General features: G+C 69.3%; 14 protein-coding genes. 8 read left to right on the top strand and 6 right to left on the bottom strand.

All coding sequences use genetic code 11. From position 1 onward, the window contains the following. The first annotated feature begins 86 nt into the window (after positions 1-86). Positions 87-803 carry an exonuclease domain-containing protein gene (locus ACTH43_RS02560; protein ID WP_441443359.1) on the top strand — a complete coding sequence of 239 codons (717 nt, stop codon included), beginning with the start codon at positions 87-89 and terminating at the stop codon, positions 801-803. 47 nt (positions 804-850) lie between these two features. On the opposite strand, the gene ACTH43_RS02555 is transcribed toward ACTH43_RS02560, so the two are convergent. Then, positions 851-1,462, bottom strand: coding sequence for a hypothetical protein (locus tag ACTH43_RS02555; RefSeq protein ID WP_441443358.1), 612 nt, complete (start codon positions 1,460-1,462; stop codon positions 851-853). Between the two features lie 79 nt (positions 1,463-1,541). Here ACTH43_RS02555 and ACTH43_RS02550 point away from each other — a divergent pair, with 79 nt between their 5' ends. The 3 genes from ACTH43_RS02550 to ACTH43_RS02540 are packed head-to-tail and all read left to right on the top strand — an operon-like array spanning position 1,542 to position 4,058. Then, entirely contained in the window at positions 1,542-2,651 is a 1,110-nt protein-coding gene (locus ACTH43_RS02550; protein ID WP_441443357.1) for a GuaB3 family IMP dehydrogenase-related protein, read from the top strand. Positions 2,652-2,676: 25 nt separating this feature from the next. Then, positions 2,677-3,531 (top strand): hypothetical protein, encoded by an 855-nt coding sequence (locus tag ACTH43_RS02545; protein ID WP_441443356.1) that lies wholly within the window; start codon positions 2,677-2,679, stop codon positions 3,529-3,531. Continuing rightward, entirely contained in the window at positions 3,528-4,058 is a 531-nt protein-coding gene (locus ACTH43_RS02540) for a hypothetical protein (protein WP_441443355.1), read from the top strand. The genes ACTH43_RS02545 and ACTH43_RS02540 overlap by 4 nt, the downstream gene beginning before the upstream one ends. Before the next feature lie 17 nt (positions 4,059-4,075). Here the strand turns inward: ACTH43_RS02540 and ACTH43_RS02535 are convergent, their stop codons facing one another. After that, positions 4,076-4,528 (bottom strand): hypothetical protein, encoded by a 453-nt coding sequence (locus ACTH43_RS02535; RefSeq protein WP_441443354.1) that lies wholly within the window; start codon positions 4,526-4,528, stop codon positions 4,076-4,078. 114 nt (positions 4,529-4,642) lie between these two features. Between ACTH43_RS02535 and ACTH43_RS02530 the strand changes: the two genes are divergently transcribed. Continuing rightward, positions 4,643-5,425 carry a hypothetical protein gene (locus ACTH43_RS02530; RefSeq protein ID WP_441443353.1) on the top strand — a complete coding sequence of 261 codons (783 nt, stop codon included), beginning with the start codon at positions 4,643-4,645 and terminating at the stop codon, positions 5,423-5,425. Positions 5,426-5,463: 38 nt separating this feature from the next. Here the strand turns inward: ACTH43_RS02530 and ACTH43_RS02525 are convergent, their stop codons facing one another. Further along, complete coding sequence (locus tag ACTH43_RS02525) at positions 5,464-6,687, bottom strand: acetate/propionate family kinase (protein ID WP_441443352.1); 1,224 nt, start codon at positions 6,685-6,687, stop codon at positions 5,464-5,466. 35 nt (positions 6,688-6,722) lie between these two features. Continuing rightward, positions 6,723-8,819, bottom strand: a complete 2,097-nt coding sequence (pta, locus tag ACTH43_RS02520; protein WP_441443351.1) for a phosphate acetyltransferase — start codon at positions 8,817-8,819, stop codon at positions 6,723-6,725. Between the two features lie 201 nt (positions 8,820-9,020). On the opposite strand from pta, the gene ACTH43_RS02515 reads away from it, so the two are divergent. Next, positions 9,021-9,920: an SURF1 family protein gene (locus ACTH43_RS02515; RefSeq protein WP_441443350.1), complete on the top strand. Its 900-nt coding sequence runs from the start codon at positions 9,021-9,023 to the stop codon at positions 9,918-9,920. Positions 9,921-9,923: 3 nt separating this feature from the next. After that, positions 9,924-10,325 (top strand): DUF3817 domain-containing protein, encoded by a 402-nt coding sequence (locus ACTH43_RS02510; protein ID WP_441443349.1) that lies wholly within the window; start codon positions 9,924-9,926, stop codon positions 10,323-10,325. Positions 10,326-10,353: 28 nt separating this feature from the next. On the opposite strand, the gene ACTH43_RS02505 is transcribed toward ACTH43_RS02510, so the two are convergent. Then, positions 10,354-10,857, bottom strand: coding sequence for a hypothetical protein (locus ACTH43_RS02505; protein WP_441443348.1), 504 nt, complete (start codon positions 10,855-10,857; stop codon positions 10,354-10,356). Then, complete coding sequence (locus tag ACTH43_RS02500; protein ID WP_441443347.1) at positions 10,844-11,998, bottom strand: hypothetical protein; 1,155 nt, start codon at positions 11,996-11,998, stop codon at positions 10,844-10,846. The genes ACTH43_RS02505 and ACTH43_RS02500 overlap by 14 nt, the downstream gene beginning before the upstream one ends. Before the next feature lie 392 nt (positions 11,999-12,390). Here ACTH43_RS02500 and guaA point away from each other — a divergent pair, with 392 nt between their 5' ends. Further along, the gene (guaA, locus tag ACTH43_RS02495; RefSeq protein WP_441443346.1) at positions 12,391-13,980 is read left to right on the top strand and encodes a glutamine-hydrolyzing GMP synthase; all 1,590 of its coding nucleotides are present in this window, start codon (positions 12,391-12,393) and stop codon (positions 13,978-13,980) included. Positions 13,981-14,414: the final 434 nt, after the last annotated feature.

Below are 14,414 nucleotides of genomic sequence, written 5' to 3'. Positions count from 1 at the left end.
CGTGCGGCACTCACCGTCCCTCCCCAAGGTGAAGTCATCCACAGCCGTGATTAACGGATGTCTGCGCCGATGCCTAGGCTGTGTGCATGAGCGCGAGCACCCTGACCTGGACGGACCGACCCCTGCTGGGTTTCGACACCGAGACCACCGGCACGAATGTGGCGACCGACAGGATCGTCACCGTCGCCCTGGTGCACTCCGTGGGTCCGGGCCGGGAGAACGAGACCGTCGCGACCTGGCTGATCGATCCTGAGATGGACATTCCCGAGCCCGCGCAGCGGGTGCACGGGATCAGCACCGAGCACGCTCGCGCCCATGGCATGAAGGCCGCGGAGGCGCTCGACGAGGTCGCCGAGATGATCGCCGACGCGCTGCGCCGGGACGTGCCGCTGGTCGCCTTCAACATCAGCTTCGACCTCGCGATCCTCGAGAACGAGCTGACCCGTCTGGGCCTGCCCACGCTCAGCCAGCGACTCGGGCATGACATCGCCCCGGTGCTCGATGCGCTCGTCCTGGATCGCGGCGTGGACCGCTACCGCAAGGGCAAGCGCACGCTCACCGACGTGCTCGCGCTCTACGGGCTCGAGCAGGACGGCCGCCTCCACACGGCCGACGTCGACGTCTCCGCCACCCTGGACGTGCTGCGGGCCCTCACGGGCAAGTACCCGAAGCTCGGCGCCTCCTCGCTCGAGGAGCTGCACCGGGAGCAGATGGGCTGGCACCGCCGCTGGGCGGAGGGCATGAACGAATGGCTGACCAAGAAGGGCAAGACCCCGGACGTCAACACCGTCTGGCCCCTCTGACAGCGGGACTCGACGGCCTCGACATCTTCAGCGCCGAAGCGTCATGGTCATGACTCCTCGGCGGATTCCGCCCAGCCGGCGGTGGTGCGCAGCCAGGCCACGCGGCCGACGAGAGCGACCGCGCCGCCGGCGAGCAGCAGCGGCCACCCGGGTTCGAGACCTGAGGGGCGGCCGTCCAGCAGGGACCACAGTCCGAGCAGTCCCATCAGCGCGATCGATGCTCCCACCCCGATCACCCACACCGCGTGCAGCGAGTGCGCATCCTCCAGCTGCCAGGGCACTTCGCGCAGCGTCCCACCCGCCGCTTCGCGGCGGCGTCGGACGGTGATGAAGCCCAGCAGCTGCAGCAGACGGGTCAGAGAGAAGCCGACCAGGGCGAGAGCGGCGGCCAGCACCGGGCCGTTCATCGGCCTCACCTGCCCCTCGGCAGGAGCCATCCGGATCAGCTCCACCAGCTGCTGGGAGAGAAGAGCGAGACCGAGCAGCGTGACCAGGCCCGGCAGCAGCAGCGACGGTCCCTTGTCGCGCCGGGCGGAGTCGTCGGCATCCGCCGCATCGGACCGGGCGAGCATTCCCTCGGCATCCAGCCGTGGGAAAGAGGGAGGGGATCCGGCATCCCCGTGCTCGGGATCGAGGCCGGGACGGTGCTCGGAGCTCATCCGGCCACGGTAGCCCGCGACCCGCCCGCGCGCCCTGAGGACAGCGGTGGTGCGTCCCGACGGTAGACTCCCCGATGTGATGAGCGAGATCGAGATCGGCCGCAACAAGCGGGGACGCCGCAGCTACAGCTTCGACGACGTGGCGGTGGTCCCGTCCCGTCGAACCCGTGACCCGGAGGACGTCTCCACGTCCTGGCAGGTGGATGCCTACCACTTCGACATCCCCATCTTCGCCGCCCCCATGGACTCCTTGATGTCCCCCGAGACCGCGATCGAGCTGGGCAGGCTCGGCGGTCTGGGCGTGCTCGACCTCGAGGGTCTGTGGACCCGCTACGAGGACCCCACCGCGCAGTTCGACCGCATCGCCACCGCCGCGGACGAGGACGTCGTCGCGGAGATGCGCTCGGTCTACTCCGAGCCCGTCAAGCCCGAGCTGATCCGGGACCGCATCCAGCAGCTGCGCGACGCGGGAGTGACCGCCGCCGGCGCGCTGTCGCCGCAGCGCACCCAGGAGCACTGGAAGACCGTCGTCGATGCGGGCGTGGACATCTTCTTCATCCGCGGCACCACCGTCTCTGCGGAGCACGTCTCCTCCGATCGTGAGCCGCTGAACCTCAAGCGCTTCATCTACGAGCTCGACGTCCCGGTGATCGTGGGCGGTTGCGCCACGTACACGGCAGCCCTGCATCTCATGCGCACGGGCGCGGCCGGAGTGCTGGTCGGGTTCGGCGGCGGCGCGTCCCAGACCACCCAGGAGACCCTCGGCATCACGGTGCCGCTCGCGAGCGCGGTGGCCGACGTCGCCGCAGCCCGCCGGGACTACATGGATGAGTCCGGTGGCCGGTATGTGCACGTGATCGCCGACGGCGGCCTGGGACGTTCCGGCGACCTGGTCAAGGCGATCGCCTGCGGCGCCGACGGGCTGATGGTCGGTGCCGCGCTCGCGCGCGCCGAGGAGGCTCCGGGACGCGGCCACCACTGGGGCAGCGAGGCGCATCACCCGACGCTCACCCGCGGGCACCGGGTCCCGGTGGGCACCGCAGCCCCGCTCGAACAGATCCTCTTCGGTCCCTCGACCGCCGCCGACGGCAGCACGAACCTCGTGGGCGCCCTGCGCCACGCCATGGCCACCACGGGCTACCTCGAGCTCAAAGAGTTCCAGCGGGTCGAGGTCGTGACCACCGCGTGAGTCAGGCGGCGGCAGCGATGCTGCGATGAGCGAGAGCACGGGCAGACGTCGCGATGCCGGGGCGCGCCGCGGTCTCCCTCCGTGGGCCGTCCTCCTCTGTGGTGCGCTCGCCACGGGCATCTGCCTGCTGCTCCTGTTCGGACCGTTCTACCCGTACACCGGAACGCCGGGGGAGGCGATCAGACACCGATTGCTGATGCTGCTGGACGGCAGAGGTCCGCGCATCCTCTCCGACCTGCTGTGGAACTGGTTCTTCCTCTCCACCACCGTCGTGCTCGGCATGATCCTCATGCTGCTGCCCTGGGGCGCGGCACGGGAGCGCCGGCGCGGCGGGACCGCAGGAGCGTCCGGTGAGCACCATCGCGATGCGGGGCCCCGCAGCGACGCGGGGGCAGCCCGCGTCAGCATCACCGAGCGGAGCACCTCCCTCACCTTCTCCGATGACGGCAGCATCCAGGATCCGGAGGATCCCGATGCCGTGATGATCGAGCGCAGCGTCTCGGACCTGCGCGCGATGGCTCGCGCGGCCAGGATCCCGTGGCGCACCGACTACGAGACCAGCGGAGGAGCGCGCGCGTTCCTCGAGGTGCTGCGTGCACTGGGCACCGGCCCGGTCGGCGTTCACCGCGCCGAGGACGCGAGGGTCGGAGCCTCCAGTCCGGATACCGCCGTTGAACCTGCTGACACGACTGTCGCGGCTTTCGTGGCTGCAGACACCTCTGACACTGCGGTCGCCTCCGCTGCCGGCACTGCGGAACGACCGTCGGCCGAGGAGTCTTCGAGCAGCCCCGGCTCCGTGTACACCCCCACCACGCTGTACCGCTCGTCGACGTGGGACGGAGACGCAGAAGAGGATCTCGATGAGGAGGGGCAGGGATGACGCTTCCCTCTGAGCAGGACCAGCAGCGGGGAGGCCCGCGCCGTCGCGGGCACCGGGCCCGCGATATCCCGGTGACGCTCCTGGCCGCGGTCGTGATTGCCCTGGTGATCTACTGGCCGATGTCGCCGTGGAGCCTGAGCTGGTCACAGCTGGAGTTCCTGCTGCCCTGGATGCTCGCCCCCTCCACCGGGGTGCTCCCACTGGCCCTGGTGCTGCTGATCCTCATCTGGGTTCCGGTCGTGCTGAGATCGCTGACCGGCGGTACCCGGCGGCCTTCCGCAACCCCTCCCGGTGACGACCCTGCGAAGACCTCCTCGCCCTCCGCGCGGGAGGAGCAGCGGGGTGTCGGGGACGATCAGCTCGAGATCCCGGCCATGAGCTTTCGGCAGATGGGGACCGAACATCGTTGGGAGCTGGCCGAGGCGCTCGACATCCCATGGCGTGACGAGCTGATCCATGACCACCAGAGCTGGGCGATCGCCTGCCTCGAGGCGGCGCAGCGAAGGGCCGAGCGACCGTTCAGCTGACTGCGGCGCGGGTGAGGTCAGAACCACTCGTGGCGCGAGGACCTTTCCGGGCCGCGGGACCGTCTTCGAGCGACGATGCCCCCGCCCAGCAGGGCCAGCGCGCTCACGAGCAGGATGCTGAATGCGAGCACCGTTCCCCGCATCCCCAGAGCCGCCACGGCGACGTCGGCGACTCCTGTGCAGCTCAGCGTGACCTGCTGATCTGCGGTGACGGAGACGGTGCCGATCTGGGTGTACTCGGTGTCGACGATCTTCGCCGGCAGGTCGATCTGCTCCGCCGTCCAGGTCACTCCGTCCCCACCGGTGACGGTGCAGGCGGCGGAGGAGGCTGCATCAAAGGACGGGACGTACACGTAATAGCGGAATGACGACGATGCCTGGATCGTGCCCGTCGTCGCGCCGAAGGATACGGGCGCGGCGGTCAGCGGGGCAACGCCGACGGCGACGAGGGCCGCGACGTAGCCGCTCATGATCCGTGGCCGCTCGCGATCAAGATACGTGAGGCGCGGGCCTCTGAGGGAGTGGCTGCGGCGATGGCGGCGCCTGGCACAATGGCGGTCTGCAGGGGTACCCGGGGAAGGGGCATGGCCATGGAGTTCCTGTTCATCATCGTGATCGGCGTGATCTTCGTGGTGCAGTTCGCCATGAAGCAGCGAGGCAAGGACGACTCGTCGGGATCGTCGCTGTGGGGAGGCGGGGATGACGCGAGGACGTCGTCGCGCCCCCGGATGCGTCCGCGCCCGCAGGCACCGCAGCCCAAGAGCCTCGACGAGGCGCTGCGACTGTCGCAGGACCGCCAGGCGCCGCCCACGATCCGGTACGCGGGCCTCGAGTACGACGATGACGACACGCTGGCGGCTCCCACGGATGGCTCTGCGTCAGCGCCCGACGACGTGCCGGTGATGACCGAGATGTCACGGACGGAGCCGAACGCCTCGCATGAGCCCGATAGCGCTCCGGACCGGGGAACGGACGCGGAGGTCGAGACCGGTCGCTCCGAAACCGGGCGCGCGGGGATCGAGCCGGACGGGGTCGGGCCTGCAGGGATCGAGCCTGCAGAGGCCGAGTCTTTCGCTGCCGAGTCTTTCGGTGTCGAGCCTTTCAGTGCCGAACCCCTCAGCGCCGAGCCCGTCGGGTCCGACGTCGCTGAGCCACGCCGCGCCGCGGAGCCGTTCACGCCGGCGTACTCCGCCTCCGTCTACACCCCGACCTCGGTCTACACCGGCTACACCCCGACCTCGCTGTACACCAGCGGGACGTCGATCCTGGGCGGCGCGAAGCAGGTAGACCCGCAGCGGGAGGAGCCGGAGACGGACCCGGACGAGGACGCGCAGGAGCCGGGGCCCGAGGAGGGCCAGCGCTCCTGACGCGGTTGTCGCGTGGAACCGCCGCGCGAACCCGGGGTTCAGCCCTGCAGGGCGCGCGCCACCTCTGCCGACTGACGTGCGATCGACAGCTCCTCGTCGGTCGGCACGATCATCACTGTGACCTTCGAGTTCGGTGTCGAGATCACGCGCATCTCCTTGCTGCGGGCAGCGTTCGCCTCGAGATCCAGCTCGATGCCGAAGCTCTCGAGCCCGGTGAGCAGCCGTTCGCGGACCATCGGCACGTTCTCGCCGATCCCGGCGGTGAAGGCGATGATATCGAGCCCGCCCAGCACGAAGGAGTACGAGCCGAGGTACTTGCGCAGGCGATGCACGTACACGTCCATCGCGAGGGTCGCGGCCTCGTCGCCCGCGTCGACCGCCGCCGTGATGTCACGGAAGTCGCTCATCCCGCACATGCCCATCATCCCGGAGCGCTTGTTGAGGATGTCGTCGATCTCCTCCGCGCTGAGCCCGGCCTGACGATGCAGGTGGATGTAGATCGACGGATCGATATCACCGGTGCGGGTCCCCATCACCAGGCCCTCGAGCGGGGTGAGCCCCATAGAGGTCTCCACCGCCGCGCCGCCCCGCACCGCGGAGGCCGAGGCGCCGTTGCCCAGGTGCAGCACGACCTGACGCAGCTCAGAGACGTCATGCCCCTGCGCGGCCAGATCGGAGGCGACGGTCTCGGCGACGTACTGGTGGCTGGTCCCGTGCGCGCCATAGCGCCGCACCCGGTACTGCGTGGCCAGCTCACGGTTCAGCGCGTAGTTCGCCGCCGCGGCGGGCAGCGCGGTGAAGAACGCGGTGTCGAAGACGGCCACGTGCGGCACCTCCGGCAGCAGGGCCTGGGCCCCGTCGATCCCGTCGACAGCCGCGTAGTTGTGCAAGGGTGCGAGCTTCCCGAGATCGTGGATGTCCCAGCGCACGTGCTCGTCGATCAGGACCGGCTCGGAGTAGCGGGCACCGCCCTGGACCACCCGGTGGCCGACGGCGCGGATCCGGTCATCGGAGAGCGACAGACCCACGTCCTCGAAGAGGTGCTGGACGATCTTCATCGCCTGCTTGTGGTCCGGCACGGGTCCCTCGAAGGTGGATTCCCGCTCGCCCGCGGTGATCGTCGCATTGCCCTGCTCCTGCCCGACCCGCTCGACGATGCCGGTCGCATCGACCGTGCCGTCGGCGGGGGACAGCAGCTGGAACTTCAGGGACGACGAGCCGGAATTGATGACGAGGACGCGTGGGTCCGTGGGTGCTGCCATGGCAGAGGAGCTCCTGATCGCTGGAGGGTGGGAGGTCAGTGCACGGGGGCGGCGGAGTCGGCCTGCGCCTGGATCGCGGTGATCACGACGGTGTTGATGATGTCGTCCACCAGTGCCCCGCGGGAGAGGTCGTTGACCGGCTTGTTCAGGCCCTGCAGGACCGGGCCGATCGCGATCGCCCCGGCGGAGCGCTGCACCGCCTTGTAGGTGTTGTTGCCGGTGTTGAGGTCGGGGAAAACGAACACCGTCGCCCGCCCCGCCACCGAGGAATCCGGGAGCTTGGTCTTGGCGACAGAGGCATCGACGGCCGCGTCGTACTGGATCGGTCCCTCGACATCGAGCTCCGGGTTGCTGTCGCGCACCAGGGTGGTGGCCTCGCGCACCTTGTCGACATCGGCGCCGGTGCCCGAGGTGCCGGTGGAGTAGGAGAGCATCGCGATCCGCGGCTCCACCCCGAACTGCTCGGCGGTCGCGGCGGACTGCACGGCGATATCCGCCAGCTGCTCCGCAGTGGGGTCGGGGTTCACAGCGCAGTCGCCGTAGACGAGCACACGGTCCTCGAGCGCCATCAGGAACACCGAGGAGACGATCTTCGCCCCGGGCTTGGTCTTGATGATCTCGAAGGAGGGCCGGATGGTGTGGGCCGTGGAATGGGCGGCGCCGGAGACCATCCCGTCGGCCTCACCCATCTGCACCATCATGGTGCCGAAGTAGGAGACGTCCTGGACCTTCTCGCGAGCCTGCTCCAGGGTGACGCCCTTCTTGGCGCGCAGTCGCGCGTACTCCGCGGCGTACCTCTCGACGTGCTCATGGTCGTGAGGGGAGACGATCCGGGCCTCGGAGATGTCATGGCCGAGCTGCGCGGACTTCGCGCGGATCGTGTTCTCATCGCCCAGCAGGATCAGGTCGGCGACGCCCCGGGCGAGCAGCGCCTCGGCGGCGGCGATGATCCTGGGCTCATCACCCTCGGGAAGCACGATCGTCTTCTTCTCCCCGCGGGCGCGGGCGAGCAGCTCGAACTCGAACATCATCGGGGTGACGACCTCGCTCCTGGTCACCTCGAGGGAGTTGAGCAGCTCGGGGATCGGCAGGTGTTCGGCGACCGCGCGACGTGCCGCATCCATCTTCTGCGGGCTGTGGACGTCGAGCCTGCCGCGCGACTTCGCGACCGCCACCGCAGTGTCGAAGGTGGACAGGTCGGTGGCGATGATCGGGAGGTCCTGCTGCACGCCGGAGATCAGCCGTCCCACCTCCTCGGGGACGTCATAGCCACCGGTCAGCACGATCGAGGAGAGGGCCGGGAAGGTGCCGGACTGCTGCGCCATCACTAGGCCCGGGAGAAGGTCGTAGCGGTCGCCGGGAGCGATCACGGTGCAGTTCTCGGTGAGGCGGGAGAGCACGTTCGGAAGGCTCATCGCTGCGATCACGGTGCCGATCGCGACGCGGTCCAGCCACTCCGGATTGCCCTGCAGGAGGGTGCCGTTGATGGCATCCTTCAGCTCCTGCACCGTGACGGCCATGATCACCGGGTTCTCCGGGATCGCTGCGACCAGGGCGTCTGGGACCTTCGCCGTGACCGCCTGATGGATCGCATCCAGGGAATCGACCTCCGCGCGGTTGACGACCACGGCGATCGGCAGCGCGTGATGGCCGCCGAACTCGCTGACGGACACCGCCGCCAGCGCCGCGATCTGGTCAGGGCTGCGGTCCAGCCCGGACAGCACGACCACCACGGGCGCGCCCATATTGGCGGCGACCTCGGCGTTGAAGGCGAGCTCGGTGGGATTGGCGAGGTCGTCATAGTCGGAGCCGAGGACCACCAGCACCGAGAAGCGCTCGGCGAGCTCGCGGTGGCGGGCGAGGATCCGCTCATGCGCGAGATCGGGATCGGAGATCACCAGTTGGTGATCCACCCCGATCGCATCCTCATAGCTCTGCTCGACGGCGGGATGGCTGGTGAGGAGGTCGACGGCGTAGTCGCGCGTGCGGTCGGCCTTGACGACGGGACGGAACACCCCGACGCGGTCGGAACGGGAGGCGAGGGCTTCTAGAAGACCGAAAGCCACCATCGACTTGCCGGTCATCCCCTCCGGGCTGGCGATATAGACACTCTGGGACACGCTCCCCAGCATAGGCGCGGCACCTCCGCAGAGTGCGGGACTGGTGGTACCTGTTCCGGGCCCGGGCACGGGGTAAGGGCACGGACCTGGAAGTCCGCAGACGGGTGGGGCGCGAAGTCCGCAGACGGGCGGGGGAGGGCGCCCTGCACGACGCGGTGTGAGAGGCGTCGCTGCCCAGGGTCCGTCCGGGCGGCGGCTCGTACCATGGACCTCATGCTCCGTGTCGCCCTCCGCCCCCGCTTCCTGGGGCTGCTCGCCCTGATGGTGGTGGCGACCGTGGTGTGCGGTCTGCTGGCGACCTGGCAATGGGACCGCGCGCATCAGGCGATCACCGATAAGGCCGCCGGCTCCGAGCAGCTCGGTGACATCCGCGGCGTGGTCGGGGTGGGCGAAGCAGTCACCAACTCGATCGTGGGAGACACCGTCACCGCTGTCGGCACCTATGCGCCGGGGGAGCAGGTGATCGTCCCGGGCCGGAACATCGGCGGTACCGAGGCGGTGCTCGTGGTCACCTCGCTGCTCATCGAGCTCGAGGACGGCAGCCAGGGGCGGCTCCCGGTGCTGCGCGGCTGGATCCCCGCCGCGGAGCTCACCGCTGAGGATGGCCAGATCGATCCGTCGCTCGCTCCCGCAGCCCCGCAGGGCGAGGTCGAGATCTCTGGCCGGCTCGAAGCCAGCGAAGCCGCCTCCGGTGGAGTGGTCGACGGAGTGGCCAGTGAGATCGCGACCCCGCTGCTGGTCAACGAATGGGGCTCGCCGATGTTCGCCGGCTACGTCTCGCTCGATGAACCTGCGGGAGGACTGCGCCCCGTCCCTGCCGCAGAGTCCGAGTTCTCCCGCGGCCTGGACTGGCAGAACCTGGGCTACTCACTCCAGTGGGTCATGTTCGGTGTCTTCTTCCTCTACCTGTGGTGGCGCTCGGTGAGAGCCGCCCATCTCGACGAGATCGCAGATCGCCGTGAGGCCATGGAGCAGATCCTCGCCGAGAACGCCTCGATCGAGCGCTCGACCCCCGAGCTCTCCTCCGCTTCGGCCGTCGGCTCGACGACCACCCCGACCCCCACCCCGGCCCCCATCCCGACCCCCACCCCGACCCCTGACAAGGACGTGTGACCCGTGCCCGCTCCCCGCCCCCTCGACGAAGTCGCCGCCAGGACCTCCTTCGCCCGCTTCCGCGTGGCCTCCATCGTGGAGGGCATCGCCCTGCTGGTGCTGGTCGCGATCATGTCGATGCGCTACGGGGTCTACGGCGGCGACGGCCTCTTCACCTCGGTCTCTCCGTTCTGGGACCAGGTCTCCTCCGTGTGGTCCCCGATCCATGGCCTGATCTACATGATCTACGTGGTCCTCGGCTTCGACCTGTGGATGAAGATGCGCTGGGGCATGCCGCGGATGCTGCTGCTGATGTTCTTCGGCATCATCCCGGTGCTGTCCTTCTTCGGTGAGCGCTGGACCCACCAGAAGGTCGAGTCCGACCTCGCGCGCCGCCCCACCCTGTCCGACCTCGAGCGGCCCTGACCTGCCGCGCGGCCGGTTAAGCGGCCAGTCAGCTCGACTGGACGAATTCGATCCGGTCGAAGTCCTCGGTCCAGTCGTACAGGTAGGGTCCGCAGTCCAGAGTGACTGTCTGCCCGGGGGCGATCTCCCCGTCGGAGGAGCACAGCACCTCGTACACCACGGTGTCTCCGCGGTAGAAGAAGATGTCCACCAGTACCTCACGGTCCCCGGGCATCAGCAGCCCCGGGCCATGCTGGTTGGTGACCTCGAGATCCACGATGGTGGGCTTTCCCTGGTCGGGATCCTCGGCGAGGGACCAGCCCTCGTGGTACTTCATCTTGTTGACGGTGAGGCCTTCACCCACCTCGAGCGCGCTCGGGTTGGTGTGGGTGCCGACCGCGTTCTGGCGGTCGGAGAAGATGAGGTCCTGCCAGAACCACACGAAACCCAGCACGATCACCAGCGCGTACACCGCGGCGGTGATCCGCACCGGCCAGCGCAGTGCGGTCCGCGCCTGCGCGCGCGGCATCCGCGGCATCTCAGAGACTCTCATACAGCGGCGCTCCTTCGATCATGAGACCCAGCCAGGTCAGGACGCCCCTGAGCAGCGGTGACAGGACGATCAAGCTGATCACAAGGGCGTGATCCAGCGACAGCGCCGTCAGCGGCAGCCGTCGGCCCACCACGTCGCGATGCAGACTGAACCACAGCACTAGGCACAGCACCCAGCCGATCATGTAGACGGTGTCGATGAGGAGGCCCAGCAGGGCGCTGGCATCGTCGCTGAGCACGCCCACGAGGGCGGGCAGCAGCGTCAGGACCGCGAGGCCGAGCGCCGCCGCAGAGACGGCAGGGGAGGCCTCTTCGGGCGCCCAGCCGGTCTCGCCGCTGGAGCCGCCCCGCAGACGGATCAGCGCGATGATCGCGATCACCGGCACCACGAGGATCGGCAGGAGGAGATCCAGCTTCTTCATGCCGAGCATCCCGAGGCTGTAGATCATGGAGGTCAGCGAGTCCTCGTCGGCGGCGGCGGCCTCGAGGGTCGATCCCATGAAGCTCAGCAGCCCGCCCATGCCGAGCGTGGCGGCAGAGGCGAGCAGGATCGCTCCCCACGTGTCTCGCCCGGCGAGGTAGTTCACCAGCAGCAGCGTCCCGGCGGCCAGCGCCAGCAACGAGGTGAGCAGGATCGGGGTGCGCACCAGCGCGGAGGCGGCGAGGCCGTTCGCCCACATCGCGATCGCAGCGGCGGCGAACGGTGTCGTCCCGGCGGCGAGGAGGCGGCGCCAGGACGCCGGCGAGCTGCGCAGCAGGAGCACCACCGCAGTGGCGACCGGCACGATCCACAGCCCGCCGAAACCGATCGCGTTCATCAGCAGGAGCACGACGACGCCCGCCACGGTGCCGAGCGCCCGCAGCGCCAGGGAGCGCGGCAGTGTGGCGGCGAGGGCCCCGGCCTGGCTGATCACGAGGAGCACGGACACGGCCAGCAGCTGCAGCAGCGAGCTCAGGTGCGTGATTCCCTCGACCGTCATCGACAGTGCCACGGCGAGGACGGTGAGGGTGAGCGCTGCGCCGGCCGCGAGGCTCAGCCGATGATGCCGTGAGAGCTCATCGCCCCAGCGGGAGACCGTCGTGCCCCCGGCACGCGGCCTCGGCGGCGGCGCGGCCGCAGCGAAGAGAGGGAGGGATGTCATGCCCTCACTTTAGAAGGCCGACCAGCGGCTATGGTCCGATTGCGGTGCTCTTCGAGCCTTCGGCGGGGCGCGGCCCCGTTCTTAGGCTCTGAGGAGTGCATACGACTCGGCGTAAAGGGGAGAGGACGAGTCCAGAGCCTATTCACCCTGTCAAATCTGCTGAATTCGTCGGCGGGTCCGGCCGTACCACGGCGTGTCGCAGGGCGTCCGACGCCCCACCGGGGTCGCGGGGTCCGGCAGTGGCCGACGGGGGACTGAGGACTGGGCGTGATCCGAGGACTGGGCGTGAGCTGTGAAGCGGGCGTGAGCTGAAGGCTGGGCGTGATGAGGATCCTCCCCACTGCGCGGCCCAGAAGGTGCCACGATGGGACACGCCCCGTAGACTCGGCCGGGTGAACGACACCGACCAGCGCCCCGTCCTCGTCGTCGACTTCGGCGCCCAGTACGCACAGCTCATCGCCCGCCGCGTGCGCGAGGCCCGGGTCTACTCCGAGGTGGTCCCGCATTCGATGCCCACCGAGAAGATCCTCGCCAAGCAGCCCCGCGCGATCATCCTCTCCGGCGGGCCCAGCTCCGTCTACGCCGAGGGCGCCCCGCGCCTGGACCCGGCTCTGCTCGAAGCTGGCGTGCCCGTGCTCGGGCTCTGCTACGGCTTTCAGTCCATGGCCGCGGCGCTCGACGGGACCGTCGCGCCGACGGGCGTGCGGGAGTACGGCGCGACCCGCCTGGAGAGCATCGACGGCACGTCGCAGCTGCTCAGCTCCCAGGACCTCGAGCAGAACGTGTGGATGAGCCACGGCGACTCCGTCACTGCCGCCCCATCTGGCTTCGAGGTCGTCGCGACCTCCTCCGGCAGCCCCGTCGCCGCCTTCGAGAACACCGAGAAGCAGCTCTACGGCGTGCAGTGGCACCCCGAAGTGGGCCACTCCGACCGCGGCCAGGAGGTGCTCGAGAACTTCCTGCACCGCGGCGCTGGCATCGAGCCGGCCTGGACCACCGGGAACGTGATCGAGGAGCAGCTCGAACGGATCCGCGCCCAGGTGGGCGAGGGCTCCGCGATCTGCGGACTCTCCGGCGGCGTGGACTCCGCCGTGGCTGCAGCGCTGGTGCAGCGCGCCATCGGTGATCGCCTCACCTGCGTGTACGTGAACCACGGCCTCATGCGCCAGGACGAGTCCGAGCAGATCGAGCAGGCCTTCGGTGACTCCACCGGCGGTGCGAAGCTCGTCATGGTCGACGCCGAGGAGCAGTTCCTCACCGCCCTCGCCGGGGTCACCGACCCCGAGACCAAGCGCAAGATCATCGGCCGCGAATTCATCCGCACCTTCGAGCAGGCCCAGGCGGACATCCTGCGCGAGCAGGGCGTCGTCGAGGGTGACCACGCCGAAGCCACTGCGTTCCTCGTCCAGGGCACGCTCTACCCGGACGTCGTCGAATCCGGCGGCGGAGAGGGCGCGGCGAACATCAAGAGCCACCACAACGTGGGCGGCCTCCCCGAGGACCTCTCCTTCGAACTGGTCGAGCCGCTGCGCGCCCTGTTCAAGGACGAGGTGCGCGCCGTCGGCTCTGAGCTGGGCCTGCCCGACGAGATCGTCTGGCGCCAGCCCTTCCCCGGACCGGGGCTGGGGATCCGCATCATCGGCGAGGTCACCAAGGAGCGGCTCGACATCCTGCGCAAGGCCGACGCGATCGCCCGCGCCGAGCTGACCGCCGCGGGCCTGGACCGCACCATCTGGCAGTGCCCCGTGGTGCTGCTGGCGGACGTGCGCTCCGTGGGCGTCCAGGGCGACGGCCGCACCTACGGCCACCCGGTCGTGCTGCGCCCCGTCACCAGCGACGACGCGATGACGGCCGACTGGGCCAAGGTCCCTTACGAGGTGCTCTCGCGGATCTCCAGCCGCATCACCAACGAGGTCAGCGAGATCAACCGCGTCACCCTCGACATCACCTCCAAGCCCCCGGGCACCATCGAGTGGGAGTGAGCTCCCGCTGACAGCAGCCGCAGCAGCGCCCCGCCGCGCGTCCTCCCGGACCGCGCCGCGGGGCGCTGCTCTGCCCGGGCACGGGTGCTGCTGGGTCTCAACGTGAGTTCTGCCCATCGAGTCGTGAGAAGTGCGCCGTAAGAAGCGTCATGGTGCGCGGAACTCACGACTCGATCGTGCGTGACGCAGCGGCGCGCTGTGGAAATCACCGATTCTGCAGCCGGAAGCATGGCACCGCTGCGGAGACCGAGGTGCAGAAGCCGGACTGTGCGCAGAAGGCGCCGACCCAGAGCACTGACTGACCCGGGAGGAGTGAACTCCGGTTCCCGACCGATCGGCGGGGAGGTTCCTTGCCGCGCCGGGTGGAGAGGGGTTAAATGGCTCTTCCCGGTTCGTGGTGATGGGGAGCGTCGCGTCGTAGGCGCAGAACGGCT

The sequence above is a fragment of the Brachybacterium sp. genome (assembly GCF_052095815.1).
Taxonomy (GTDB): Bacteria; Actinomycetota; Actinomycetes; order Actinomycetales; family Dermabacteraceae; genus Brachybacterium.
This window is presented reverse-complemented; position numbering and strand designations above follow the sequence as displayed.

What these genes read in the sequence shown, in the direction of transcription:
- ACTH43_RS02560 (WP_441443359.1), top strand. Translation starts at nt 87, where the DNA reads ATGAGCGCGAGCACCCTGACCTGGACGGACCGACCCCTGCTGGGTTTC.
- ACTH43_RS02555 (WP_441443358.1), bottom strand. Translation starts at nt 1,462, where the DNA reads ATGAGCTCCGAGCACCGTCCCGGCCTCGATCCCGAGCACGGGGATGCC.
- ACTH43_RS02550 (WP_441443357.1), top strand. Translation starts at nt 1,542, where the DNA reads ATGAGCGAGATCGAGATCGGCCGCAACAAGCGGGGACGCCGCAGCTAC.
- ACTH43_RS02545 (WP_441443356.1), top strand. Translation starts at nt 2,677, where the DNA reads ATGAGCGAGAGCACGGGCAGACGTCGCGATGCCGGGGCGCGCCGCGGT.
- ACTH43_RS02540 (WP_441443355.1), top strand. Translation starts at nt 3,528, where the DNA reads ATGACGCTTCCCTCTGAGCAGGACCAGCAGCGGGGAGGCCCGCGCCGT.
- ACTH43_RS02535 (WP_441443354.1), bottom strand. Translation starts at nt 4,528, where the DNA reads ATGAGCGGCTACGTCGCGGCCCTCGTCGCCGTCGGCGTTGCCCCGCTG.
- ACTH43_RS02530 (WP_441443353.1), top strand. Translation starts at nt 4,643, where the DNA reads ATGGCCATGGAGTTCCTGTTCATCATCGTGATCGGCGTGATCTTCGTG.
- ACTH43_RS02525 (WP_441443352.1), bottom strand. Translation starts at nt 6,687, where the DNA reads ATGGCAGCACCCACGGACCCACGCGTCCTCGTCATCAATTCCGGCTCG.
- pta (WP_441443351.1), bottom strand. Translation starts at nt 8,819, where the DNA reads ATGCTGGGGAGCGTGTCCCAGAGTGTCTATATCGCCAGCCCGGAGGGG.
- ACTH43_RS02515 (WP_441443350.1), top strand. Translation starts at nt 9,021, where the DNA reads ATGCTCCGTGTCGCCCTCCGCCCCCGCTTCCTGGGGCTGCTCGCCCTG.
- ACTH43_RS02505 (WP_441443348.1), bottom strand. Translation starts at nt 10,857, where the DNA reads ATGAGAGTCTCTGAGATGCCGCGGATGCCGCGCGCGCAGGCGCGGACC.
- ACTH43_RS02500 (WP_441443347.1), bottom strand. Translation starts at nt 11,998, where the DNA reads ATGACATCCCTCCCTCTCTTCGCTGCGGCCGCGCCGCCGCCGAGGCCG.